Source organism: Streptomyces sp. NPDC052040 (genome assembly GCF_044548405.1).
Lineage (GTDB): Bacteria > Actinomycetota > Actinomycetes > Streptomycetales > Streptomycetaceae > Streptomyces.
Genome location: NZ_JBIUBV010000001.1, coordinates 607,332 through 633,455, shown reverse-complemented (window position 1 = coordinate 633,455; position 26,124 = coordinate 607,332). Strand labels below are relative to the sequence as shown.

The 26,124-nt window shown below is 72.2% G+C and carries 11 protein-coding genes; 1 reads left to right on the top strand and 10 read right to left on the bottom strand.

Going from position 1 to position 26,124, the window contains the following annotated elements:
* Positions 1-18: 18 nt before the first annotated feature.
* Genes ACIHAA_RS02575 through ACIHAA_RS02550 form a run of 6 tightly spaced genes read right to left on the bottom strand, consistent with a single transcriptional unit; the run spans position 19 to position 18,318 of the window.
* The gene (locus ACIHAA_RS02575) at positions 19-5,400 is read right to left on the bottom strand and encodes an amino acid adenylation domain-containing protein (RefSeq protein WP_399812044.1); all 5,382 of its coding nucleotides are present in this window, start codon (positions 5,398-5,400) and stop codon (positions 19-21) included.
* A complete protein-coding gene (locus ACIHAA_RS02570) occupies positions 5,397-6,764 on the bottom strand; it encodes an FAD-binding oxidoreductase (protein ID WP_399812041.1) in 1,368 nt (455 codons plus the stop codon). Before ACIHAA_RS02570 ends, ACIHAA_RS02575 begins: the two co-directional genes overlap by 4 nt.
* Positions 6,765-6,767: 3 nt before the next feature.
* Positions 6,768-7,502: a VOC family protein gene (locus ACIHAA_RS02565; protein WP_399812038.1), complete on the bottom strand. Its 735-nt coding sequence runs from the start codon at positions 7,500-7,502 to the stop codon at positions 6,768-6,770.
* Positions 7,503-9,707 carry a Gfo/Idh/MocA family oxidoreductase gene (locus ACIHAA_RS02560; protein ID WP_399812035.1) on the bottom strand — a complete coding sequence of 735 codons (2,205 nt, stop codon included), beginning with the start codon at positions 9,705-9,707 and terminating at the stop codon, positions 7,503-7,505.
* A complete protein-coding gene (locus ACIHAA_RS02555) occupies positions 9,704-10,795 on the bottom strand; it encodes a saccharopine dehydrogenase NADP-binding domain-containing protein (protein WP_399812032.1) in 1,092 nt (363 codons plus the stop codon). Before ACIHAA_RS02555 ends, ACIHAA_RS02560 begins: the two co-directional genes overlap by 4 nt.
* Positions 10,792-18,318: an amino acid adenylation domain-containing protein gene (locus ACIHAA_RS02550; RefSeq protein ID WP_399812030.1), complete on the bottom strand. Its 7,527-nt coding sequence runs from the start codon at positions 18,316-18,318 to the stop codon at positions 10,792-10,794. The genes ACIHAA_RS02555 and ACIHAA_RS02550 overlap by 4 nt, the downstream gene beginning before the upstream one ends.
* A 164-nt stretch (positions 18,319-18,482) precedes the next feature.
* On the opposite strand from ACIHAA_RS02550, the gene ACIHAA_RS02545 reads away from it, so the two are divergent.
* On the top strand, positions 18,483-20,126 hold the full coding sequence (locus ACIHAA_RS02545; protein WP_399812026.1) for an MFS transporter: 1,644 nt from the start codon (positions 18,483-18,485) through the stop codon (positions 20,124-20,126).
* On the opposite strand, the gene ACIHAA_RS02540 is transcribed toward ACIHAA_RS02545, so the two are convergent.
* Genes ACIHAA_RS02540 through ACIHAA_RS02525 form a run of 4 tightly spaced genes read right to left on the bottom strand, consistent with a single transcriptional unit; the run spans position 20,113 to position 25,857 of the window.
* Positions 20,113-20,865 (bottom strand): thioesterase II family protein, encoded by a 753-nt coding sequence (locus tag ACIHAA_RS02540; RefSeq protein WP_399812023.1) that lies wholly within the window; start codon positions 20,863-20,865, stop codon positions 20,113-20,115. The genes ACIHAA_RS02545 and ACIHAA_RS02540 overlap by 14 nt on opposite strands.
* Entirely contained in the window at positions 20,862-23,324 is a 2,463-nt protein-coding gene (locus ACIHAA_RS02535) for an ATP-binding cassette domain-containing protein (protein WP_399812020.1), read from the bottom strand. The genes ACIHAA_RS02540 and ACIHAA_RS02535 overlap by 4 nt, the downstream gene beginning before the upstream one ends.
* Positions 23,321-24,289: an ABC transporter permease gene (locus ACIHAA_RS02530; protein WP_399812017.1), complete on the bottom strand. Its 969-nt coding sequence runs from the start codon at positions 24,287-24,289 to the stop codon at positions 23,321-23,323. The genes ACIHAA_RS02535 and ACIHAA_RS02530 overlap by 4 nt, the downstream gene beginning before the upstream one ends.
* Positions 24,286-25,857, bottom strand: a complete 1,572-nt coding sequence (locus ACIHAA_RS02525) for an ABC transporter substrate-binding protein (RefSeq protein WP_399812014.1) — start codon at positions 25,855-25,857, stop codon at positions 24,286-24,288. The genes ACIHAA_RS02530 and ACIHAA_RS02525 overlap by 4 nt, the downstream gene beginning before the upstream one ends.
* Positions 25,858-26,124: the final 267 nt, after the last annotated feature.

The following is a 26,124-nucleotide window of genomic DNA, read 5'->3' as shown; positions in this document are numbered from 1 at the left end:
GGTCTCCTGGTCTCCTGGTCAGCGGCGGTGCGGCGCGCGCAGCGGGGCGGCGACGAGGTCGGCGACATGGGCGACGTTCGGCTCTTCGATGCAGCTGAAGTGGTTGCCCTCGATCCCGGTGACGGGCAGGTCGCCGATGCATACGTCCCGCCAGAAGGCGAGGGTGGTGTCGTCCATGCCGGGTGCGAAGCCGGAGGCGCCCCGCGGCAGCAGGAAGCGGATGTCGCCGGCATACGGCTCGGGGGTGAAGCGGGCGGACAGGAAGCTCTGCCGGAAGACGCGGAACATCCCGGCGACCATCTCCGGCGGTACCGTCTCCCCGCCGGCCTCCGTGGCGGCGCGGGCGTACTCGGCGAACCTCTCCTCCCTCGTGCACGAGGACAAGCGCCGGAAGAACTCCCCGGCGGGACCTTCGACCTCGGCCAGTGAGCCGAGCGGGACCTTGCCGCCGTTGCGTTCGATGACCTGCATGAACCCGCGGACGACGGTGTCCGCCTCGATGTCGCCGAACCCGGTCTGGGCGAGGGAGATGTGCAGGTTGGGCACGAAGAGGATCTCGATCATCAGGTCGTCCTCGACGTCCACGACGGCCGGGTGGCTGCTGATGAGCACCAGGTCCTCCACCGTCACCCCGCGCTCCTCAAGACGGCGGGCGACCTCGGTGGCGTACAGGCCGCCCAGGCAGTAGCCGATGAGCTGGAGCCGGTCGTGGCCCTCGGTGAGCAGGCGCTCGGCGTAGTCGTCGGCGGCGCGCTCGATGACGGTGGCCGGGTCCTGGGCGAGGTAGCGCTCGCTGTCGTCGATGACGACGCCGAGGACCGGGCCGAGGTCCTGCTCGACCAGGCGGGCGGCGAGCGGTCGGTAGCAGTCCATCGTGCCGAGCCCGGCGTGGAACATCACCCGCAGCGGGCCGTCGCCGGTGCTGCTGAAGGACATCAGGGCCGCGTTGCTGCCGGTCGCGGCGCGGCGCATGGTGGTCTCGGCCGGTGAGTCCGCGCGGTCGCGCAGGAAGGCAGCCAGTTCAGCGATGGTCGGATGGTTGAGGAGCTGCCGCAACAGCGTGTCGAAGGGGATACCGGACGCCTCGGGGACCTCCTCGCGCAGTCGTCCGGCCATCCGCGCCGTGATCAGAGAGTCGGCGCCGTGGTCGTAGAAGCTGTCGGTGCGGCCCACACGTCCGCTGGGCAGTGCCTCGGACCACAGGGCCGTGAGCCGGGACTCCAGCGCGTCCGCCGGTGTCTCGTCGGCGGGCCGGGGTGCGGTGTCGGTGGCTGTGGGCCGCCAGCCGGCAAGCGCGCGGCGGTCGACCTTGCCGTTGCCGGTCAGCGGGAGCGCGTCGACGATTTGCAGGTGCGAGGGGATCATGTGGGCGGGCAGCCGGTCGCGCAGGAACGCCGTGAGGTCTTCCTCGGTGACCTGCGCCCGGTCCGTCTTGAGGCGAGCCGCGAAGAGGTGGACGTGCTGCGGGGCCAGTGCGTGCCCGTCGTCCGGCAGGCACAGCACCTGCTCGGCGCCCGCCTCGCGCAGCAGCGCGAGCCACTGGTCGCGGTCGAGATAGGAGCTGCCGCCGAGGGCACGGTCGTCCGCGGGCTCGGTCATCATGAACGCCTGGGAGGCCAGGATCCACGGGTGCTCGCGCGTGGGTTCGGTGAGGATCAACCAGCCGCCCGGCGCGACGAGTTCGGTGAGGCGGGTCAGGGAGGCGCGAATGTCGCGGGCGTTCTCCAGCACGCCGGCGGCCAGTACGACGTCGTACGCGTTGGGGGCCAGGCCCTGGGCGCGGTGGTCGGCATCCACGTCGAAGACGCCGAAGCGCAGCTGCGGGCGCTCGCGGTCGCCGAAGCGGCGGCGGGCCTCGGGCAGGAAGAAGCCCGTCACGTCCGTGAAGAGGTACGTGCCGTCCCGGTCTGCCAGGGCGGCCAGGGCGTCCTCGGTGGTGCCGCCGGTGCCTGCGCCCACTTCGAGGACTCGCAGCGGGCGGGCGGCGGTCACCTCCTCCAGCACCGATGCGACGGCACGGTTGAGGTAGCGGGCTGTGGCGTTCCGGCGGTAGAGGGCGTGCGCGGTGGTGAAGTCCCCGTGCGGGAAGAGGAGTTCGACGGGGTCCTGGCGGCCGGTCATCAGGTCGGGCAGGCGGTCGGCGTGGTTCTTGACGTACGTCAGGAAGTCGCGGGAGGCGACCTCGTCGCTCCAGGTCTGCTGGGCCCGCTGCCACAGGCGGCCGGTGGTCGGTGCGTCGGCCTCGCTGATGCCGTGGTCGTCGAGCACTGCGAGCCAGCGGCGTACCAGCCAGTGGTGGCGCGGGGCGATGCCGGCCTCCGTGAGAGCCTGCTGCGACGGCTTGCCGTCCTCCGCCGGGAACAGGCCCAGCTCACCGAGCGCGCAGGCCATCGATGACAGGACGGCGGCGTCGAAAGAGTCGACGTGCGCGGCCACCCGGTCGCCGTCCAGGCCGGGGACCGCGGCGTCGGCAGCCTCGCTCACCGCGGGCTTCAGGGATACGGCACCGGGGACCGCCGGATCCGTGGGCGCTGGGACGACCGCGCCGAGGAGCGCGCGATCCTCGCCCGTACCGTCCACGACGACTGCCGCTGAGGCCACGGCCGGGTGCTCCAGCAGCGCCGCCTCGATCTCACCCAGCTCGATGCGGTGCCCGCGCACCTTCACCTGGGTGTCCTCGCGGCCGAGGAACTCGATCTCGCCCCCGGGCAGGTAGCGGCCCAGGTCGCCGGTGCGGTAGAGGCGCTGTCCGTCTCGCGTGACGAAGCAGCGGTTGGTGGTCTCCGGGTCGCCCAGGTATCCCTGGGCGAGACCGTGGCCGCTGATGTACAGCTCCCCCGCGACCCACACCGGGCAGTCGCACAGGTCGGCGTCCAGCACCCGGAAGCCCTGGTTGGCGAGCGGCAGGCCGTACGGGATGCTGCGGTGGCTGTCGTAACGTCCCCCGCAGTGGTGGTAGTTGGACCAGATGGCCGCCTCGGTCGCACCACCCAGCGCGATCAGCTCCAGGCCGGGCAGCCTGGCGGCGAGGGTGCCGGGCAGGGTGACGGGAATCCAGTCGCCGGACAGGAGAGCGAGGCGGAGGGTGGGGAGCCCACGGCCCGGCTCGGTCTCCAGGTAGGTCGCGAGCATCTGCATGAGCGCGGGTACCGAGTTCCAGACGGCCACGCCGTGCTCGGCGATCAACTCGGTCCAGTGGGAGGGGTCGGTTCGGCGCTCGGGGTCGGGCAGGACGAGGGCGCCACCGACCGACAGGGGGCCGAAGATGTCGTACACCGACAGGTCGAAGCCGAGGCCGGCCAGGCCCAGCACGCGGTCGTCGGCGGTGACGCCGAAGCGACGGTTCACGTCCTCGATGGTGTTGAGGGCGGCCCGGTGGCTGATGACGACGCCCTTGGGGCGACCCGTCGAGCCGGAGGTGTAGATGACGTAGGCAGGGGCGTCCGGGTCGCCGTCCTGCGGGGGTTGGGCCAGGCGGGAGGCGGGCGTGAGCGTGTCGACGGCGATCGCCGGGCCGTCGGTGTCCACCCAGGACTGCGTCAGGACATGCCGTACGCCGGCGTCGGCGAGCATGGCGGCACGGCGCAGGGGCGGTTGCGTGGTGTCGACGGGGAGGTACACGGCATCCGCGAGGAGGGCGCCGAGGACGGCGACGATCTGCTCGGGACCCTTGTCCATGACGACGGCGACGCGTGCCCCTGCGGTGCAGCCGGCGGCCCGCAGCTGCTCGGCGACGGCGGTGGCGCGGGCCGCGAGGTCGCCGTAGCTGAGGGTCGTGTGCGGAGCGATGACGGCGGGCCGGTCGGGGATGCGGTCCGCCTGGTCGAGGACGGCATGGTGCAGGAGGGTGTCGGGGAGTTCGTCCGCCGTGTCGTTGGCGCGGCGGCGCTCCTCGGTCTGCCAGGCCGGCAGGGGCACCACGTCGTGCGCGTCCCAGAGGTCTTCCCCGTCGGCGAGGGCCCGTATGAGTGTGTCGAAGGCGTCGAACATGTCGTCCGCGAGGCCCTTGGGGAACACCCCGTCACGGATGTCCCAGTTGACCTGCAGTCCTTCAGTGTCGTCCATGGCCTGGCAGTCGATGAAGACCTGAGGGGTCTGGGTGATGCCGAAGCCGTCCAGGCGGCCCTCGGCGCGGCGGCCGGTGCCGTCGTCGCCGAGACCGATGGCGCTGGTGAATACCACCGGCATGAGAGCGGCTTCGCGGCCCCGGCGGCGGGCGAGTTCGCGCAGCACCTCCACGCCGGAGTACAGCCGGTGGTCGAGGTCGTCGAAGAGCTGTCCGGACAGCGCGCCGGCCCGCTCCGCGAAGGTGCTCTCGGGCGTCGGTTCGACGGCGAGCAGGTTCACGGTGGTGAAGTCGCCCACGACGCGGTCGATCTGCTCGTGCAGCGGCAGGCGGTTGAGGACGGTGAGGTTGAGGCAGAAGCGCGGGCTGCGGCTCCAGCGGCCGATCACGGCGGCGTAGGCGGCGAGCACGACCGAGGAAGGGGTCAGACCGCGCCGCTGGGCGCAGTCCTTCAGGCACTCCCAGGCGGCTGTGTCGAGTTTCAGGAAACGGCGGCGGAAACGAGGCTCCTGGTTCGTCTCGGCGAGTGGAAGGTCCGGGGCGGGCGGCAGGGTGTCCAGCCGGGACCACCAGTAGTCCTTGTCACGCTGATGGGTCGGAAGGTCACGCAGGGCGCGCTCGGCCAGCAGGTAGTCACGGAACTGGACGTCGAGCGGCGTGAGTTCGGCGTCGGGTTCGGCATGCAGGGTCTCGAACTCGCCGAGCAGGAGCCAGATGCTCGCCCAGTCCGCGATCAGGAAGTCCATCGAGAGATGCAGCACCGCACGGTCCGCCGTACGGGTGAGGCGGACGTCGAACAGGGGCCAGCGCGTGGTGTCGTACACGCGGTGGCCCATCTCCTCGCGAGACCGCAGGAGGTCTTCTTCTGTCTCGCCCACGGGGACGGTCAGCCGGGGTACGGTCGGCAGGACGCGCTGGTGGCCCGCCGGGTCGATGACGGCCCGCAGCATGTCGTGGCGGGCGACGAGCCGGTTCCAGGCGTCCTCGGTGCGGGCCGGGTCCAGGTCGGGGTAGTTCACCTCGAGGTATACGTGACAGGCGACGCCGCCGTATCCGAAGACCTCGTTGCGGCCGAGCAGGTAGGCGGCCTGCACGTCGGTGAGCGGGAACGGCTCGTGCCGGGCGCCCGGGTGGGGGGGGAGCGTGGTGGGCCGGGCCTCGGCGCGCAGACACTCCAGTACGGCTGCCTTGATGTCCTTCAGCGACTGGAGCTGCCCGGCGCTCAGGGTCCCCTTGGGCGCGCGGTAGCGAAGGGTCCCGCTCTCCTCCCACAGCTGGACGCCCGCCTGGCGCAGGTCCGCTATCAGGTCGGCCGGGATGGGTGCGGTGGTCATGCGTTCTCCTTGGCCGTGCGGGGCGGGATGTTGGCGTTGAAGCGGAAGAGGTTGCCCGGGTCCCAGGTGTTTTTCACGCGGCCCAGACGCGCGTACGCGGCGTCCGGGTAGGCGGCGCGCACCCAGTGGGGCTCCGGGTCGGGCAGGAGGTTGACGTAGGGGCCTTCGGTGACGTCCTGGAGCGACTGCCAGGCGCTGCGGGCCGGTTGAAGGTGCTCGGGGCTGTCGGCATCGCCGTACCACTGGGCGCACAGCTCCACGAACCAGCGTGCGCCACGGTGCGTGAAGGCGGTGGGCCCGGCCGGTGCGCGGCTGATGGCGCCGCCGAGGGCGCCGAGGACCACGGAGAAGTTCGGGCCCGCCGCCTCCCAGTGGCCGAGCAGGCGGCCGAGGGTGGCGTCGGTGAGGTCGGTGAGGAATTCGCCGCGGTTGTACACGTGCTGGCGGGTGACGTCGGGCGGCGAGGGGAGCAGGCGCTGGTATGCGGTGTACGGCAGGTGAGTGATGCCGTCGGCGACCGCGCCGTGCCGCAGGGGGGCGAGCACCTCGTCCGCCTGGTCGGGCGGCCCGAACCAGCTGGGGATCAGTACCGCGCACCGCTCGAAGTGCAGGTGCTCGGGTATGAGCGGCAACGGCGGCGCGGTCCAGACGATGGCGATCAGCGATGCCGCGTCGGGTGCCGTGGCCAGCCAGTCGCGGGCCGTGCGCAGGGCGGTGCGCGCCTGGGGGGCCGGGTGGACCAGAGCCCCTGCGACGACGCCGTCCACCGGGTGCAGGCGGAAGCCGAGGCGGGTGACGACGCCGAAGTTGCCGCCGCCTCCGCGCAGTGCCCAGAACAGGTCCGGGTGGGTCTCGGCATCCGCCCGCATGTGCCGCCCGTCGGCGGTGACCAGGTCGAAGAAGGTGACGTTGTCGCTGGTGAGCCCGTACTGGCGGGACAGGTCGCCGACGCCTCCGCCGAGGGTGTGGCCGGCGATGCCGACGTCGGTGTTGCGGGGACCGGGCACGGCGAGGCCGTGCTCCTGTGTGGCGGCGTCGAACTCGCCCCAGGTCAGTCCGGGCTCAGCGACGGCGGTACGGGCGAGGGGGTCGATGTCGATCCGCTTCATGCCGCCGAGGTCGACGACCACGCCGTCGTCGCAGGTGCCCCAGCCCGCCACGTGGGCCCCGCCGCCCCGGACGGCGACGGGCAGGCCGTGGCTGCGGGCGTGGGCGAGGACGGCGATCACGTCGTCGGCGTCGGTGCAGCGGGCTATCAGGGCGGGGCGCCGGTCGGCGCGGGCGTTGCGGACGCGGCGAGCCCTGTCGTAGCCGGGGGAGCCCGGAGTGAGGAGCCGACCACGGAATCCAGGAAGGGTGTTCACGGGCTACTCCGTCCGGGCCGGCGTGGTCAGGACCGCGCCGTGCAGCCTGGCCGGATTCAACGGGCCGGTGAGACCTTCGAGTTCGACGGCGACGACACCGGTGTCGGGGGCGACTTCGACGGCGAGCGGGCCATCCGGTTCGACGTGGGCGGCGAGGGTGTTGAAGGCGGCACGGTCGCGCTCCGCAATGCCCACCCGGACCCGGCTGATGCGCCTTGCCCCATTGGGGTGGTGCACGAAGGCGGGGCGTTGGGGCGGGTCGTAGGCGGAGACCACGAACGGAAGCCGGACGGGGCGCGTGGCGAGGAACTGGTAGCGCACCAAGTCGCCGTCCGGGCGGGTACGGCGGCCCTTCATCGCGCGTGACACCCGCACTCCCCCGGCGCTCAGCGCCGCATGGACACGTAGCAGTTCGACGTCGTCGGTCTCCAGGGCAAGGTCCCGCCAGCCCTCGCCCGGACGGGCCCAGCGGGCCAGCCGGTCCCCTGCCGCCCTGCCGTTCACAGCCGCCATGGGCCACTTCACGAGGCGGAAGACGGGTGGCAGTTGAAAGAACTCGACGAACGGTCCCTCCTCGAACCACAGCAGGGCGTTGTGGGCGCGCTCGGGAGCGCTGCCGTACTCGACGGTGAAGCCCAGCTCTTCGTAGTCCCGTACGACCGACCGGACATCGTCGACCTTGCACAGGACATGGCTGCAACGCAGCACGATCTTCAACTCCCCCTTGGGACGGTGCACTCAGTTGATTCGGGCCGCGAACAGCCGCTGTCCCAGCGGCGCCAGCGGGTGGTCCTCGTCCGGCGCGGTGACGATCTGCCGGAACCCGGCTCCTTCCAGGGCCGCCAGCCACTGCCCCCGGGTGAGGAACGTGGTGTCGTCGGCCCGCCGCGCGTCCTCGGCGGCGGTCATCATGAACGCCTGCGAGGCGAGGATCTCCAGGTGTTCGCGGACCGGTTCGGTGACCAGCAGCCAGCCTCCCGGGGCCAGCAACCCGGCCAGGTAGCGCATCGTCGCGTCGGTGTCGCGGGCGTTGTTCAGGACGCCGGCGGCCACGACGACGTCTGCGGTGCCGGGCTCCAGCCCCTGACCTGCCGGATCCTGGTCGACGTCGTACAGGCCGTGCCGGATCCAGGGATGGTCGGCGTGGCGTTCCTTGGCGACGGTGACGAAGAAGTGGGAGACGTCGGTGAACAGGTAGTCCACAGGCGGCCTCTTGCGACCGTCCTCGGTCAGGGCCGTGGTGATCGCTTCCGTCGTCGCGCCGGTGCCCGCCCCGACCTCGATAATCCGCAGCGGGTGCGTGGCGTTGCGTACGGCGGCCAGGGAGCGTACGGCAGCGGCGATGGCGGTGTTGAGGTAGCGGGCGGTGATGGTCTCGCGGTACACCGCGTCCGCGACGTCGGTCCGGCCTTCCGGAAAGAGCAGAAGGGCCGCCTGCTGTTCGTCTCTCATCAGCTGGCGCAGGCATTCGGCGTTGCGCCGCAGGTATGCGACGAACTCGCTGGTGCCCAGGGCCTGTTGCCAGGTGAGGGCAGCCAGACACCACGCCTGGTCCACCGCCTTGGAGTCCACCCGCGCCGTGCCCCGGAACCGCTCCCCGTCCCGCGCGATCGCCCCGCGGTCGGCGAGGACCCGCAGCCAGCGCCGGATCAGCGTGTCGTGGCGGGGCGCCACCCGCGCGTCGGCCAGGATCTCCTCGGCCGAGTAAGTCGATTGGGGGTCGAGCAGGGCTCCGGCCTCCTGGAGTGCGGCCAGCATCGACAGGAGAACCGCGTCGTCGAGCTGTCGTACGAAGTCGTCCACCAGACGGCGGTCCACGGTGCCGACGTGGAGATCCGCCTGGGCGGTGGCGTGCCGGATCAGGTCGGCTACGCCGCCTTCACCAGTCAACTCACCTGCGGAGAGCGGCTGGTGGGCCTGTCCCGGTCGCAGAGTCGGGTAACCCAGCTCCTTGGTGAGGTCCTGCCACATCCGGCACACGGTCAAGTGGTACTGGTCCGGCCGTTCGGCCTGCGCCTCGCCGAGGATCGCCGCACGGGCGGCTCGCAGGTCCTCGCCGATGGCGGCCGGCCACTGCTCCCTCAGCAGGTGTCGGTAGGCGGCCGGGGCTCCGCTGCTCAGTACGGAGGTGCTGGGTTCGGTGAGGTGTCCGGTGCCCGGGGCGTCGAAGTCGAAGCGGTCCTTGACCGCTTCGGGGATGTGCAGCCGCGGGCTCCACAGCACCGGGCCGTGCGGGTCGGTGAGGGTGAGGCTGCCGCCCGCGGTGCCGAGGGTGACGCGGTGCAGCAGGTGCAGGTGGTTGTCGGGATCGTCGGGGTCGACCTGGTTGTGCACGCGCAGGGTCAGGGGTGCCCCGCCGATCAGGCCGGTCAGGACGGTGAACAGCGCGTCGGGGTCCGCGTCGGCAGCGGTGACCCGCCAGGGCCGTACGGTGCCGAGGGACTCGCCGAGAATGTGCAGCAGCGGGAAGGCGACCTGCGAGGCGCAGGCGGCGTCCACGTAGGCGACGGGCTGTCGTTCGCGCGCCGTGCGGGCGGCCTGGACGAAGCGCCGCACCTCCGGCAGCCGCACGTAGAGGTCGCCGAGCCGGTAGCGCACCCGGTGCTTGCGTGCCTCGCGCAGGCAGGCGGCCAGGTCGTCGTGGTGCACGGGCTGTTCCTGGGCCACATGGATGCCGCGGCGCAGCAACCGCAGCGCCAGGTCGGTGCCGGTGCCGCCGAGCACACCGGAGCGGACGACGACGCAGGCGAAGTCCACATCGTCGGGCAGGTGGTCCACGTCCGTATACAGCGGTACGCCGTGCCGGGCGGCACATGCGACGGACCGTTCGCTTCCGGCGGCGAGCACGCCGAGGATTTCGAACTCGTCGGGCAGCATCGCCAGGGCGGCGAGGTAGAACTGGCCGAAGGTCGTGCCGCACACAACCGTCCGAAGCCGCTTCACAGGGCACCTTCCTCAACCGTGGTGAGTTCATGGATCGCCGACTCGTGCACATGGAGGTCGCACAGACCCGGCTTGTCCGTCAGGTGCGCGAGTGCGCTGACCGGATCGAGTGCCGTGTCCGCCCAGTGCGTTCCGTGCGGCACCTCGCCACGCAGGACCGCCAGGGCCGCGACCGCGGTGACGGCGCCGGTGAGCCGGGCGATGCCCGGCGCGCGCAGGACCGCCGTACGGGTCGTGGGCCGTCCGGCGCGGACGCCGTCGAGCTGGACGAGGAGCGTCACGTACGGGGTGCGGCCCGCTGTGTCGAGGGCGGCGGCCCGGCACAGGGCCGCCACTGCCTCGGCGCGGTCCGCCGTACGGGCTTCGGCGAGCGCAGCGGCCAAGTGTCCGCCGTCCACCGCCGTGTACCAGTCGCCGTACGTGAGCGACAGGCCGTGGGCGAGCCGCTCGGCCTCTGCGTCCAGGTAGGGGAAGGCCGTCACCTCGCGGACGAAGTACGGCAGCCGGTGATCGGTCAGGCGGTGGAGTGTGCCCGAGCGGCGGGCGCCGTCGCGCCAGGCGGCCAGCGGCTCGTTGGCGCCGTCGAGGACGCCGTCCAGGTAGTCGTCGGCCCCGGTCGGGGTGAAGCGGTCCAGCACACCGGCGTACGCGGTCAGTCCATGCACGGAGTCGAAGTGCTCCGCCGCCAGATGGCGGGGCAGCAGTCCCGACAGGCCCGGCAGCGCGCCGGCATCGTACAGGGCGGTGCGCTCGCCGACGGCCGGGCGGACGTGGTCCAGCCGCCCGCCGCCTCCTGCGTCGACGAGGTGGGCGCCCGCCATCAGCGCGGCGAACGTGACCTGCTGCGAGGTGCGGTGCGACGGGCCCGCGCAGTTCACCACCAGGTCGCAGCCCCGTACGAAGGCAGCGAGCGAGGCCGGCTCACCGGTGTCGACCACGACCGGCTCCGCGTGCGGAAGCTGTGCGGCGAGCTGCTTCGCCCGTACGTCGTCACGCCCGCCGATGCGCAAGGGTCCCGCTCCCCACCGGGCGAGCAGGCGGGCCGCATGGCGGCCGACGGCTCCGTATCCGCCGAGAACGCCGATCACAGCGCGCCCTCCTCGGTCTCGCCGAGCTGGGCCAGCCCTGCCGCGAGGGATTCCGCGACCCGTTCCAGCGTCGGGCCGGCGAACAGGCGCCGCAGCGGCAGCTGTACGCCGTAGCGCTGGGCGACGTGTGCGAGGAAGCGGGTCGCGAGGAGGCTGTCGCCACCCAGAGTGAAGAAGCTCTGGCGACGCCCCACCGCCGGTACGCCGAGCAGTTCGGTCCACATCACGGCCAGGGCCTGTTCCAGTTCCCCCTGCGGCGGCTCGTCGGGGTCCTCGCCCTCCTGGGCGCTCGTGACGAGAGCGGTGATCACGGCGCGGTCGACCTTGCCGTTGGCGCCGAGCGGCAGCCTCGGCAGAACGGTGATCCGCTCGGGGACCATGTGCGCGGGCAGGCGCTGTGCCGCATGGGTGCGCAGCGCGGCAGGGTCGAGGTCGACGGCGTCGTCGGGCCGGTGGGCTTGCAGCATTTCGCTGAAGGAGTCGCCCAGCGAGTCGTGTGTGACGTCGTGGAAGCCTGCGGTGCCCAGCAGTTCCGCCCACCGCTCGGCGGGCAGCATCGGCGTGCCCGCGATCCGCCGTTCCCTGTCGAAGCCTGCGTACCCGCTGTCCAGCAGGGCAGCGGTCAGCAGGGCGACCGGCGTGAGCTCGGCCCGTTCCACGGCCAGCAGCACCCCGCCGCGCCGGGTCAGCAGGGCGGCGAGGGCGGGGCCGTGGGAGGGGTCCGCGTGGCGGTGCAGCACCTGGTCGGCCAGGACCATGTCGAACCGGTGCCGCAGCTCGTCGGGGACGAGCAGACCGTGCAAGCGGTGGCAGGCCGACTCGAGCGGAAGCTCGGCCAACCGCTGCTGTGCGGCCTCTACGAGGATCGGGTCGCCCTCCAGCAGCGTGTACCGCACCTGCTCGGGAGCCAGCCGGCCCAGCAGCCGAGCGGCCCACGTCCCGTCCCCGCCGCCGAGTTCCGCGACTTCCGCCGGGCGCCCCAGCGATTGCGCCAACTGCGCTATGCGCCGGGCCACTTCCGCCACGGCAGCCTCACTGCCCGGGTCCGCCGCTGCGAGACGCGCGGGGGCGAGGATGTCGTCGTCGAGCAGGACGGAGGCATCCAGTTGTCCGGCGAGAATCGCCTGGTAGTCGCCGATCCGCTCGGTGAGCCGCTGGTGCGCTCGGCCGATCAGGGAGGTGTAGGCGTCGTGGGTGCTCGCCAACGGTGGCGCTGCGGGGCTCTCGGGTCCGGGGGCGTACACCCCCGCGTCCTCTGCGAGCACCTTGCGTTCCGTGAGCCACCGCAGCCAGAGCCGGAGGACCGGCAGGTGTGCCTCGGTCGCCCCCAGGCGGGCCGCCCAACCCTCTGCGGTGAGCCCGGAGGCCACATCGCCCAGGCCGAGCAGCCGGGCCAGGAAGGACTCCGCCACCGCGCTCTCCACGCGCCAGGCCCGTTCACGGAACTGGCGTGCCGTCGTGGTCGGTTGGGGGCCACGAAGGTCGACCGGTCCCGCATCGGACGCCGGAACGACGGCGGCGGCCAAGCGCCGCGCGGCGCCCTCGCCCGCCACGGTGACCAGGGCCCGGCCCACGCCGGGTGCCTCTCGTAGTGCCGCCTCGATCTCACCGAGTTCGATGCGGTGGCCGCGTATCTTCACCTGGTGGTCGGAGCGCCCGAGGAACTCCAGGGTCCCGTCGGGCCAGTACCGGCCCAGGTCACCGGTCCGGTACCAGCGCATCCCGCTCTCGGTCACGAACTGGCGTCGCGTCAACTCCGGTGCGCCGCGGTAGCCGAGGGCGACCCCGGCCCCGCCGATCCACAGCTCGCCCGGTACCCAGTCGGGGCAGTCCCGGCCGTGCGCGTCCACGACACGGAAGCACTGTCCGCGCAGTGGCCGCCCGTACGGGATCGACGTCCAGGCCGGGTCGACCGCGTCGACCTCGTGGGCGTTGGACCAGATGGCGGCCTCGGTCGCCCCGCCCAGGGCGACGAACCGGCACCACGGACTCTGCTCGGCCAGCCGCCCCGGCAGGTCGAGGCCCACCCAGTCACCGGAGACAAGCGCGAGCCGCAGCGTGTCGGGCGGCTGGGCGCCGCTTTCGGCCGTGACGAGCAGCATGTCCAGCAGGGCCGGCACGGTGTTCCAGACGGTGACCCGCCGGCGGCGGACGAGGTCGAGCCAGCGGCGGGCGTCGCGCCGTTCGTCCTCGCCGATCAGGACGACTGCGCCGCCCGTCGACAGCGGCCCGAAGATGTCGTACACGGAGAGGTCGAAGTCCAGCGCGGACACCGCCAGGCCCCGGTCGGAGTCCGTGACCTGGTAGCGCTCGTTGATGTCCGTGACGGTGTTGGCGGCCGCCTGGTGGGTGATCTCGACGCCCTTGGGGTCGCCGGTGGAGCCGGAGGTGAAGATGACGTAGGCGAGCGCGTCGGTCGGCACGTCGACGGGAGCGGCTGCCACGTCTATCGAGGGCGCCGCGTCGACGGGTACGGCCGTGACCCCACCTTCCGACTGGGCACCCGGCTCGGTGACGGCGAGGCGGACGCCCGCGAGGCGATGGATGCGCTCGCGGCGGGCGCTGGGCTGGTCGACGCCGACGGGCACGTACGCCGCCCCGGCGGCGAGCACGCCGAGCACGGCCACGATCTGGTCGGGCCCCTTGGGCAGGGTGACGGCGACGGTCTCGCCCCGCCGGACGCCATGCTCCACAAGGACGGTGGCCAGGCGAAGGGCACGGTCGGCAAGCTCGCCGTAGGTCAGGCGGTCGCCGTCGCCCCACAGCAACGCAACGCGCTGAGGCTGGTCGGCGGCACGGCGGAAGAAGCCGGCGTGCAGCAGTCCTGGGACGTCGGGGCCGGTGGCGTTGACGGCGGCGCGCGTCGCGCTCTGGGCAGCGGGCAGCAGGTCGGGCGCCTGAGTGTTCCAGTCCCCGGTGGCCAGCCAGTCGACCAGCCTCACGTACGCCTCGAACATCGCGTCGACGAGGCCGTCGGGGAAGAGTTCCTCGACGACGTCCCAGTTGAGGCGGATGCCGTCACCGTCCTCGGTGACCTGGTGGTCGAGCCACACCTGCGGGGTCTGCGAGACCCCCCAGACCTGCCGGTCGAACGGGGCTTGCGGGACCCGGCCCCCGACACCGAGCGCGCTGGTGAAGACCACGGGCATGGTGGTCTCCGCATCACCGCTCCGGCGGGCGAGTTCCCGCAGCACCCACACGGCGGAGACCTCCCGATGATCCAGGGAGCGCCACAGCTCCTCCTGGACCCGCCTGGCACGCGCCGCCCAGCTCTCTCCCGCCTGCGGGCGCGAGGAGACCAGCATCAGCGAGGTGAAGTCTCCGAGGACGTTGCCGATGTGCGGGTGGACGTCACGGCGGTCGAACAGCGTGAGGTTCAGCGTGAGGTCGGGTCGGGTGCTCCACCGGCCGAGCACCTCGGCGAAGGCGGTCAGCAGAACGCCGGAGGGGGTGAGGCCGTGTACTCGGGCCCGCTCGGTCAGCGCCTGCCACCGCTCCGGGGCGACACGGGTCTCGCGACGCGTGAAGCGGGGATGCTCGACGGCGGCCGGATCCTTTGCGAGAGGCAGCGCGGGCGCCGACGACAGCTGCGGCAGCAGGTCGGTCCAGTAGGCGCGGGCGACGGAGACCGCCTCGGGATCCGGGGCGGTGGAGCACATGTAGTCGCGGAACGACACGTCGACGGGCGGTAGTTCGGCATCCGGGTCGGCGTACAGGGCGGCGAGCTCCGCGTAGAAGATGAGGATGCTCAGCGCGTCGAGCGCGATGTTGTCGATGCCGATGGCGAGCCTCGTACGGCGGCCGGCGCGAACCCCGCGCACGGCGAACAGCGGCCACTGGGCCGGGTCGAACACCTGGTGCGATGCGGTCTTGCGCAGCCGCGCGAAGGCGGTGTCCGGGTGGGGTCCCGCGTCGGTGACCTCCACGGTGAGGCGCGGCACCTCGGGCAGGATGCGTTGTTCGCCGCTGCCGTCGACGACCGCACGCAGCATCTCGTGTCGCTGGATCAGCCGGTTGAGCGCCGACTCCAACCGGGCCACGTCCAGGTCCTCGACGTCGTACTCACGGTAGAAGTGACAGCCGATGCCGCCGAGCGTGAAGTCCTCGCCGCGGCCGAGCCAGTAGGCGCGCTGCACGTCGGTGAGGGGGAACGGTTCGTGGCGGTTTCCGGCATCGGCAGTCACCGTCGGAGCGGTGCGTCGGGTGCCGTCGGGGTGAAGGCGAGCCGCGAAGTCGGCCAGCACGGGGTGGGTGAACAGGTCGGTCAGTCGCACTTCGCCGTAGCCCTCGGCGCGGAGTCGGGCGATCAGGCGGGTGGCGAGCAGAGAGTCGCCGCCGAGGGCGAAGAAGTCGTCCTCCCGTCCGACCTCGCCGGCGCCGAGCAGGTGTGCAAAGACCCGCGCCACGTCCTGTTCGCGTGCGCCGCGCGGTGGGGTGACGGGCCTGGCGGCGGCCTCGGCGCACTGCGCGACGCGACGGGCGACGGCCTTGCGGTCGATCTTCCCGTTCGGAGTGAGCGGCAACTCGTCGAGGACGATCACGCGTTCGGGCACCATCGCGGACGGCAGCCGCTCTGCGGCGAAGGCACGCAGCTGTGCGGGTTCGGCGACGCCGGTCACGGCGGCGGCGAGCCGCCGGTCCTCGCCGACGATGGCCAGTGCCCGCTCCACACCGGGCACGGCGGTCAATGTGGTCTGGATCTCGCCGAGTTCGATCCGGTGACCGCGTATCTTGACCTGGTGGTCGGTGCGGCCGAGGAACTCCAAGGTGCCGTCGGGCCAGTAGCGGGCGCGGTCGCCGGAGCGGTACCAGCGCACCCCGTCGGCCTCCAGGAACCGGTCGGCGGTCCGCGTCGCATCCCCACGGTAGCCGCGCGCCACCCCTGTCCCGCCGATCCACAGCTCGCCGGGCACCCAGTCCGGGCAGTCACGGCCGAGCGCGTCGACGACCCGGCACCTGACGCCCCGCAGCGGCGTCCCGTACGGCACCGACACCCAGTCGGCCGGGACCTCGCCGACCTCGCACACCGTGGAGTGGATCGCGGTCTCGGTCGTACCGCCCAGCGCCACGAACCGGCAGTGGGGCGCCGCCGCGCGCACCCGCCCCGGAAGGTCCAGGGGAACCCAGTCGCCGCCCAGCAGCGCCAGCCGCAGGGACGGCAGCCCGTCGGCTCCGGCCGCGGTGACGAGCATGTCCAGCAGTGCGGGCACACAGTTGACGACGGTCACCCCGTGCGCACGCATCAGGTCGGACCAGGCAGTGGCATCCCTGCGAGCAGGCTCCTCGACGCACACGACGGCACCGCCAACGGCGAGTGTGCCGAAGATGTCGTACACCGAGAGGTCGAAGTCGAGCGCGGAGACGGCCAGGGTGCGGTCCGAACCACCCATGCCAAAGCGGTGGTTGAGGTCTGCGATCGTGTTGACGGCGGCCGCGTGGGGGACCTCGACGCCCTTGGGTTCTCCTGTGGAGCCCGACGTGTAGATGAGGTATGCGAGGTCGGCCGCGGTCCCGGGCACGGGCGCAGTCAGGGGCTCGGTCCCTTCCGGCACAGCGATGTCGTCCAGGACCAGACGTATCCCGGCCAATGCGTGGATGCGCTCGCGGCGGACCGCGGGCTGGTCGATCCCCAAGGGCAGATAGGCGGCACCGACTGCCAGGACGGCCAGCACAGCGGTGATCTGGTCAGGTCCCTTGGGCAGTGTGACGGCGACCAGATCCCCCGGCCGGACGCCACGTGCGTGCAGACTCCCGGCCAGCCTCAGTGCCTGCTGCGCAAGTTCGCCGTACGACAGTGAGCAGTCCCCTCCCCAGAGCAGCGCGGGTGCGTCGGGGTGGGCGGCGGCCTGCTCGAAGAAGCCGTCGTGGAGGCGTGCCGTGCCGGCGTTCCAGTCGGTGGCGTTGATGGCGGTCCGCACCGCCCGCTGGGTTTCGGGCAGCATCGACGGCACGGGAGCGGTCCAAGCCGCCGGATCGTCCGGCAGCCGCTCCAGAAGAGCCTGGTAGGCGGCGAACATCGTGTCGAGGACACCGGGCGCGAACGCGTCCTCGCGCGCGTCCCAGTTGACCAGCAGCCCGCCGCCGACCTCGGTGACCTGTGCGTCGAGCCAGACCTGCGGGCCCTGGGAGATGATCCAGGACGCCTCGCCGAAGCTCTCCCGCACGGCGTCGGCGAACAGTTCGCCCAGGCCGAGGGCGCTGGTGTAGACGACGGGGGCGAGGACACGGTCGCCGTGCAGCCGGGAGGCGTCGCGCAGCACCTCGACACCCGAGTAGCCGGCGTGCGCGGCGTCCTCGTGGAATCGCTTCTGCAGGCGGGCTGCACGTTCGGCGAAGGTGCCGGGTGCCGCTCCGTGCCAGGCGAGCAGTACCGATGAGGTGAAGTCGCCCACGAGCGAGGCCACGTCGTCGTGCAGCGGCTCGCGGTCGAACAGTGGCAGGTTCAGCAGGAAGTCCGGTTCGGCACTGAAGGCTTGCAGTGTCTCTGCGAACACGGCGGCGAGCGCCATGGCGGGCGTGAGCCCGTGGCGGCGGGCGGCTTCTTCGAAGCGCCGGGTCTGCTCGGCGTCGAGGTGCAGGTGGCGCCGTACGACGGTGACGGCTTCCGCCTCACCGGTGGACGCGGGAAGTCGGGGCGCGGCAGGCAGCTCGGACAGCCGCTCGAGCCAGTACGCGCGATCGGCCTCCAGCACGGCCCTGCGGGTAGGCGTCTCGGCGGCGGCTCGGCGCTCGGCGAGGTAGCGCGGGTAGCTGTAGGCCAGGGCGGGCAGCGATGCGCCGGAGTAGGCGCGGGCCAGGTCGGCCAGCAGCACGCGCAGGCTGAGCGCGTCCGCGGCGACCATGTCGAGGTTGACGTGCAGGCGCGTGCGGCGGTCCGCGAGCAGCGACAGCTGGACGTCGAAGACCTCGGCGGTGGCGATGTCCATACGGCGGTGCGAGAGGGTCCGGCGCAGCTCGTCCAGCCGGTGTTCCGCGTCAGCGGCATCCAGGTCGCGCAGGTCGTGCACGCGCAGTCCGGACCAGGGGCTCTCGGAGAGGATGCACTGGCGGCCGTCGTCGAGGATGCTCACGCGCAGCATGCCGTGCCGCGCGATGACGGCCCGTACGGCTGCTTCGAGGCGGGCCGGGTCCACGTCCCACCCGTCGAACTCGTTGTAGAAGTGCGCGGCCACGCCGCCGAGTTGCTGCCCTTCGGCGCGTCCCACCCAGTAGGCGTGCTGCATGAGGGCGAGCTCGAAGGGCTCGGTCTCGTCCACCTGCCGGGTCACGGCCGCCTCACCGCCCGCACCCCGCTCCTCGACCAGCCGCCGCCAGGCCGCGAGCGTCGGCTCGGTCATGAGGTCGGCGAAGGCTATGTCGAGGCCCGCGCGGCGACATCGCCCGGCGATCCTCATCATCGACAGCGAGTCCAGCCCGAGCTGGATGAGATGCGCGTCCTCGTCGATGTCCGTCACGGGAAGCCCGAGCAGTTCGCCAACGATTCCGGGCAGATCGAGCGCCGCGTCGGCGCGTTCCTGCGTCACCTGGATTCATCCCCCTTGAAAGACACCATCGAGTACCGGTGAAGACACGGCCGAGGACCCGGCCCGTGCCGGCCACGAACCCAAACTAATGGAAACGATTTTCATTTACAAGTCTTGAGTTTCCCGCTAGCGTCGCCCGCAGGAACAACCGGAGAGGAAGGTCCATGACGGAAGCAGAGATCACCCAACACGGCGGCCATGCCAAGGCGTTGGGGACCGGGCCACCAGGGGAGGCGCCCCCGGAAGTACGGAGCGCACGGCGCTGGACAACCGCCGTCACGGCGCTCGCGGCGGCGCTGATGACCCTCGACATCACCGTCGTCAACGTGGCGATGCCGGAGATCGGCGTCGGCCTGGGAGCCTCCCTGGACGGCCTGCAGTGGATCGTCAACGCCTACACGCTGAGCTTCGCCGCCCTGCTGCTGACCGCGGGATCGGTGTCGGATCTGATCGGCCGCCGCAGGATATTCCTGACCGGCGTAGCGGTGTTCACCCTCGCCTCGGCCGCCTGCGCGCTGTCCCCCAACGCGGGCGCCCTGATCGCGGCCCGCGCCGTGCAAGGAGCGGGCGGGGCCATGGTGCTCGGCACCTCGCTGGCCCTCATCTCCGGCGTCTTCGAAGGCGCTCCTGCGGGGGCCCGTACGACGGCCATCGGACTGTTCACGGCCGGGGGCGCCGTGTCGGCGGCCCTCGGACCGCTGGTCGGCGGCTCGATCGTGGAGTGGCTGAGCTGGCCGTGGCTGTTCGCCGTCAACGTGCCGATCGGTCTGCTGATCATCTACGGCACGCTGCGCAAGGTCCCCGAGAGCGGGGCCGGCGGCGGATCGCACCGGATCGACTACGCGGGCGCGGTGCTGGCCGTGCTTGCACTCTTCCTCCTCAACTACGGCCTGCTGGCGGGCGCGGAGGACAGCTGGTCCGAGCCGCGTGTGCTGACCGCACTGATCGCGGGCGCGCTGCTGGCAGCGGTCTTCGTGGTGGTGCAGTGGCGGCTGGGCGAGCGGGCGATGCTGGATCTGCGGCTGTTCGCGATTCCGACCTTCGCCGGCGCGCTGCTGCTCAGCTTCGCCGCCCGGATCTTCAGCTTCGGCATGCTGCCGTTCCTCACCCTCTGGCTCGGCGGCATGCTGCATCTGACGCCCATCCGCATCGGCCTCGTCCTCCTCGCACAGTCGGTTGCCATCGTGATCGGGGCTCCGCTCAGCGGGCTGCTGGCCAAGCGGGTGCCCGTGGCCCGGGTACTGGCGCTGGGCATGGCCGCGGTGGGTGTGGGCGTGCTGCTGACGGTGGGCATCTCGCCGGACGACGACTGGACGGCGCTGCTGCCCATGCTGGTCCTGATCGGCGTCGGCGCCGGCCTGACCCTGCCCCATCTGCTGGCGCTCGCGGTGAACGTCGTACCGCCTTCTCGCGCGGGCACGGCTTCGGGCGCGGCCAACAGCTTCTTCCCGCTCGGTACGGCCACGGGTGTGGCCGTCTTCGGTGTGGTGCTGTCGGGCAAGGTGGACGGCGTGATGTCCACGGCCGCGCTGGGAGAGCACGCCGTTCCCGGCTCCGCCGCCGGGGAGCTGCGACGTCTGGTGACGGCGGGCCGGTTCGACGCGGTCGCCGCGGCCGTGCCGGAACCGGCCCGGAATCCGGTGCTCGCCCTGGCCCGCAGCGCCTACACCGAGGCGCTGTCGCAGATCTTCCTGATCGCGGGCATCGCGGCCCTGGTGGCGGCTGCGGCCAGCCTGGTGCTGGTCCGGGACAGGGACACCTACAACGCCGCGGAAGCCGAGCCGGAGACCGCGGCTACGCAGGCGTGATCAGCCCTCGGCACACGACGTCGACGAGCGCATGCGGACTCTCGGAGAGGTAGAAGTGGCCGCCGGGGAAGGAGAGCAGCTGGAAGGGACCGGTGGTCCACTTCTCCCAGCCGGCGGCCTCCTCGGCGGTCAGTTCCGTGTCGGCGGCGCCGACGAGCGCGGTCAACGGGCACGGCACGGGCCCGGCGGGGGCGGCGGCATAGGTCTCGATGAGCCGGTAGTCGCCGCGCACCGCCGGCAGGACGAGCTGTCGCACCTCGGGCATCGCGAGCAGCTCGGGGGCGGTTCCGCCGAGTCGGATGAGCTCGGCGGCCAGAGTGTCGTCATCCAGCAGGTGCACGCTGCCCCCGTGGTGGTGCTGCGGAGCCTCACGCGCGGAGACGAAGAGGTGCTCGGGGGCGGGGTGGCCCTGCTCGATCAGCCACAGGACCAGCTCGTGCGCGACCGTCGCGCCCATACTGTGCCCGAACACCGCCCACGGCCGGTCGAGCAACGGCACCACGGCCGGTCCCAGGTCCGCGACCAGCTCCGGTATGCCGTCAGGCAGCGGGTCGTCCAGCCGGTCCTCGCGGCCGGGGGGACACACCAACACCGGTTCCACCTCGGGCGGCAGCAAGTCCTTCCACAGTCGGTAGAGCGAGGTGGAACCGCCCGCGTGGGGCAGGCACAGCAGGCGCATCGCCGGGCGCGCCTGCGGGCGGGGGCGGCGCACCCAGGGGTTCGCGGAATGGTGGGTCACTTGACGGTCCTCTCGTACGGCGGCGGGCTCGGCACCTTGGGTATGGCTGACAGGAGTCGGGCGGTCACCTCGTCGGAGGGAGCGGCCACGACGCGTTCGACGGGGCCCGACTCCCTGATGTGTCCGTCGGCGAGGACCGCGAGGTGCCCGCCCAGCCGTACGGGCACCGTCATGTCGTGGGTGACGACGACCAGTGCGAGTCCGAGGTCGCGGCGCAGCTCGTCGAGGAGCGCCAGGACGGTGTCTGCAGTCGGGGCGTCCAGCGCGCTCGTCGCCTCGTCGCACAGCAGCACCCGGGGCTCGGCAGCCAACGCTCGTGCGAGCGCGACTCGTTGGCGCTGTCCTCCGGAGAGGTGGCCGGGGTGCAGCGCGGCGTGGGAAGCATTCAGTCCGACGCGTTCGAGAAGGTGGTGCACCTCGGCGCGGCGCGCGTCGGCGTCGAAGGCCGGCCGGAACAGGTGCAGCGGGCGGCCGACGATCCGCTCCACGGTGTGGCGGGGGTTGAGGGAGGCGTACGGATCCTGCGGCACGAGCTGGAGCCGACGCAGGTCGTCGCGAAGGCGCGAGCGCAGACGCAGTGACAACTGATTGGTGCCGAGGCGGAGTTCGCCTCTCCAGTCGGCGTGGAGGCCCGCCAGGCAGCGCAGCAAAGTGGTCTTGCCGCCGCCGGACGGCCCCACCACCGACAGGCAGCCACCGGACGTCACGTCCAGGTCGATACCGTCGAGTACGGTGCGCCCTCCGTGGTCGGCGGACAGGCCGCGGACCGACAGCGCGGGCTCGCCGCTGCCGGATGAGTCCCTGGGTCGGGGCGTCCCGGCCGACCGTGCGGCGACAACGAGACGCCGGGCCGACTCGCTCACCGGGTCGGCCAACAGCTGACCCACTGGGCCGTGTTCTACCACTCGGCCGCCCTCCAGGACCGCGACGTCGTCGGCCACCGCCGCCACGTGCGCGAGGTCATGGGCGATCAGGATGATCGCCGGGCCGCCCCGGTCCCGGATACGGGCCAGGTCGGCGAGCAGGGAGGCGGCGGTGACCGGGTCGAGGGCGCTGGTGGGTTCGTCGAGGACCAGCAGGTCGGGGTCGTGCGCGAGTGCGGCGGCCAGGGCCACGCGCTGCCGCTGTCCGCCGGAGAGCTGGTGCGGGCGCCGCCGCAAGAAGGCGTCGTCATCGGGGAGCTGCACCATGTGCAGCGCCGCCCGGATGCGGCCACGCCGCTCCGCGCGCGGCACTCCCCGCGCCCGCAGGAACTCCCCGACGTGGGCGCCCACGCGCAGTGTCGGCGCCAGGGAGGTACGCGGATCCTGGGGCACGTACGCCGCGTGCCGGGCGCGCACGGTCCGCAGCCGCCTAGGTCGCAGCCCGAGCACGGACAGCCCGGCCAGTCGCACCTCTCCGGAGACCGGCGTCAGCCCTGGCCGCAGCTCGCCGAACGCGGCGAGTGCAATCGTCGTCTTGCCAGAGCCGGACGGCCCGACGAGCGCGAGGACCCGGCCACGGGGCACGTCGAGGTCGACACCGTCGAGGACGCGCGTCCCGTCGGCCTCGACGGTCAGGTCCCGGATGCGCAGCTCGCAGCCGCCGGTCTCGGCGGCGGCCGTCGTGGCGGACGCGGTGCCCCGGTGCCGTCCGGGCGTCCGGGCCGTCGGCAGCACAGCGTCGACGAGGAGGTTGGCGCTCAGCAACAGCACCAGGATCCCCGTCGCCGGAACCAGGACGGCGAGGGGCTGGAGCGCAAGTCCGTCGCGGTTCTCCAGGATCATCAAACCCCAGTCGGCTGTCGGCGGTTGGGCCCCGTACCCGAGGAACGCGGCGGTGGCGACGGTGAACGCCGCGCCCACGAACCGCACCCCGGCGTCGGCGGCGAGCACCGGCAGCAGGTTGGGCAGCACCTCGCGGACGAGCACGTACCGGGTCGGTTCGCCCCGTGCGACGGCGGCCTCCACGTAGTCGTGCTGCAACGCCTGGAGCGTGGCCGCCCGCACCATGCGGACGACCTCCGGGAACAGCACCACAGCGGTCGCGACCGCGACCCCGCCGCTGCCCCGCCCCACCGCCACCACGACCACGCTCAGCAGCAGGAACGACGGGAGGCTGAGCAGTACGTCCACCAGGCGCAGCACGGCCGCGTCGACTGCCCTGCCACGAAGGGCCGCGATCATTCCGAGCCCCGCACCTAGCACGTACGCGACGGCGAGAGCACCCACCGCCGACAGCACCAGCGACCGTCCGCCGGCCATGAAGCGGCTGAGCACGTCGGAGCCGAGGTGGTCGGTGCCCAGGGGGGCGTCGCCTCCGGCCGGTGCGTACGGCATGTCCAGGACGGCGCCGGGTGCGTGCGGCGCGAGCCACGGGCCGAGCAGGGCGAACAGCACGACGACGGCGAGCGCGGCGCCCGCGGTCACCGCACCCGCCCGGCTGCGAAGCCAGTCGGCGGACCGGTTCCGACGGTTCAACTCGGCCTCCTCATAGCCGGATTGAGAGCTGTGGCGAGCACGTCCGCCAGCAGGTTGAGCAACACCGTCACGGCGGCGACCAGCATGCCGACGCCCAGGACGACGGGGGCGTCCCGGGCGGCCGTGGCGTTGACCAGCGCTGCCGCCAGCCCGGGGTAGCCGAAGAGCGTCTCGGCCACGAGCGTCCCGCCGAGCAGATGGGCGAGGTAGCGGGCGAGGACGGGGATGGCCGGGACGAGCGCGGCCGGCAGCACCCAGCGCAGCACCACGCGGTGCTCGGGCACGCCACCGAGCCGAGCCGCCCGCGCCGCGTCGGAGGCTGCCGCCTCCGTCACGCCCGCCCGGACCAGACGCACGTTCTGCGCCATGCAGACCGACAGCAGGGTGAGCACCGGCAGCACCAGTATCTGCGGCTGGGACAACGGGCCCTGACCCGTGGGGGGCACCGACACGGCCGGCAGCCACCCGGCGCCGACGGCGAAGACCTGGATGAGCAGTGTGCCGATGACGAACTCGGGCAGGCTGACCAGCGCCAGCGTGGCCGTGGTGACGACGCGGTCGGCGCTCCGCCCGGCGCGGAGCCCTGCCCACAGGCCGAGTCCGACGGCCGAGGGCACCAGCAGCGCGGCTGCGACAAGGCCCAGCACCAGGGAGTTGCCCGCCCGTTCGGCGATCAGAGCGGAGACCGGCTCGCCGGTGGCGTAGGAGTGGCCCAGGTCACCGTGGAGCGCGCTCCACAGCCAGTCGCCGTACCGCTCCCACGCAGGCCGGTCCAGGCCGAGCTTGTGCCGCAGCTCGGCGATCTGTGCCGGGCTCGCGCCCTGCCCGGCGAGGCGTGCGGCCGCCGCGTCGCCGGGCGCGAGCTGGGTGGCCGCGAAGACCAGCGCCGAGGCGGCGAGCAGCGTCCCGGCGGCGACGCCCACCCGCCGGAGCGCCCACCACACCATGGATGTCGGACTGTTCACGACGCGAGGTGGGCGTCACGCAGCGACGGGTAGTCGAAGAAACCGTACGCCTGCACCCCACGCACGGCCGGTGACGCACCCGCCACGGTGGGCACGCGCACGAACACCGCGTCACCGCCGTGCTGGTACAGGTACTGCTGCACGTCGTGCACGGCCTTGGTTCGCTTGTCGCCGACGGCGGTGTGCATGGCGCGCATCAGCCCGCCCAAGGTGCTGTCCGACGGGCCGGTGAAGGGGTAGGACGCCTGCGGGCCGTAGTACGAGTTCAGAGCGAGGGGCAGCGGCAGCGGATGGTAGAAGCTGGTCTTGATCGGGGCGCCCAGCAGGGACTTCATGTCGGTGTAGAAGTCGGCGGCCGGGACCTTGTCCACGGCGACGTTCAGGCCCGCCTTCCGCCCCTGCTCGACGAAGGCGGTGGCGGCCTCCAGCGGCCCGTACTCGTAGTTGCTGGTACGGATCGACAGCTTCGTACCCTTGAGTCCGTCTGAGGACAGCAGTCGTCGCGCCCGGTCGGGGTCGTACTCGACGCGCCGCAGCGAGCTGTCGTACCAGGCCTGGTGGCGGCCCATGGCATCGTCGGCGACCTCACCCTTGCCCAGGGTGACGATGCGGACCATGGCCTCGCGGTCGATGGCATACCGCACGGCCTCGACGGCCTGGGCACGCGTGAAGGGGTCGGTGGAAAGGTTCATGGAGAAGGACAGCTCACCCCACAACTCGCGCGGCGCGGTGGTGATGCGCAGGCGGGGGTTGTTCGCCTCGGACCTGGTGGCGGGCAGGGTGAGCGCGCCCGCGTAGTCGAACTGCCCTGCCTTGAGCCCGTTCAGCCGGGCGTCGGCGTCGGTGACGGACAGCAGCTCGATCTCGTCGAGGTACGGGCCGCCCGCACCCCAGTAGTCCTTCCGCGCGGTCAGCAGGCTGCTCCTGCCCCGCGACCACTGCTTGAGCACGAAGGGACCCGAACCCGGCGCCTTCGCGAAGTCCTTCGTACCGTCGGGGAAGACGAACATCGACTGCGCGAGCGCGAGGTCGAAAAAGCCGTCCGCGCTCTTCAGACGCAGTTCGACGGTGCGCTTGTCCCGCGCCCTGGACGCCTTGGCGTCCAGCCCCGCCAGGAAGGCGCTCTGCGTGGTCGGCTGCGAGGCGAAGGTGCGCAGCGAGAACAGGATGTCGTCGGCGGTGACGGCCGTGCCGTCGCTGAAGGTGATGCCGTCGCGGACGCGCACCGTCCACACCGTGGCGTCGGCGTTGGGCTCGACGGACTCGGCGACGCGCCACACCGGCTTGCTGCCGTCGATCTCGCCGATCGTGTCCCACACGATCCGGGCCCGGACGTAGTCGACGGGCGTCGCTGTCGCCTGCACAACGCTGGCCGACTCCATGCTCGACCCCGTGAAGGCCGCGCGAAGCCGTCCGCCGTGCCGCGGCTTGCCGTCGTCCTCGGCGGGCTGCGGACCGCTCCCGCCGTCGCCGCCACAGCCGGCGAGCAGCCCGGCGCCCGCGAGTACGGTCGCCCCTCCCGCGATGCCCTGCAGCACCGCCCTGCGCCCCATGCGCTGATCCCCCACCGTCGTTCCCTTCGCTTGCACTGATCCGGCCCGACGGATGTATCAGGCCACCGCGCGCAAGCTAACAGGAAACGAAAACTATTTTCAATAAGCCGGAGCAGAGAATCACCGGATCTGGATCGCTACGACGACGCAGTTGTCGCCCTACTGCCACACGGCACCGGCACCGGCACCGGCACCGGCACCGGCACCGCCGAACCCCGAAGAAGGGCAACAACGGCTACTGCTCCCCGTCGCACTTCTGCACCACGCACCGGCTACGACGGT

What these genes read in the sequence shown, in the direction of transcription:
- ACIHAA_RS02575 (WP_399812044.1), bottom strand. Translation starts at nt 5,400, where the DNA reads ATGACCACCGCACCCATCCCGGCCGACCTGATAGCGGACCTGCGCCAG.
- ACIHAA_RS02545 (WP_399812026.1), top strand. Translation starts at nt 18,483, where the DNA reads ATGACGGAAGCAGAGATCACCCAACACGGCGGCCATGCCAAGGCGTTG.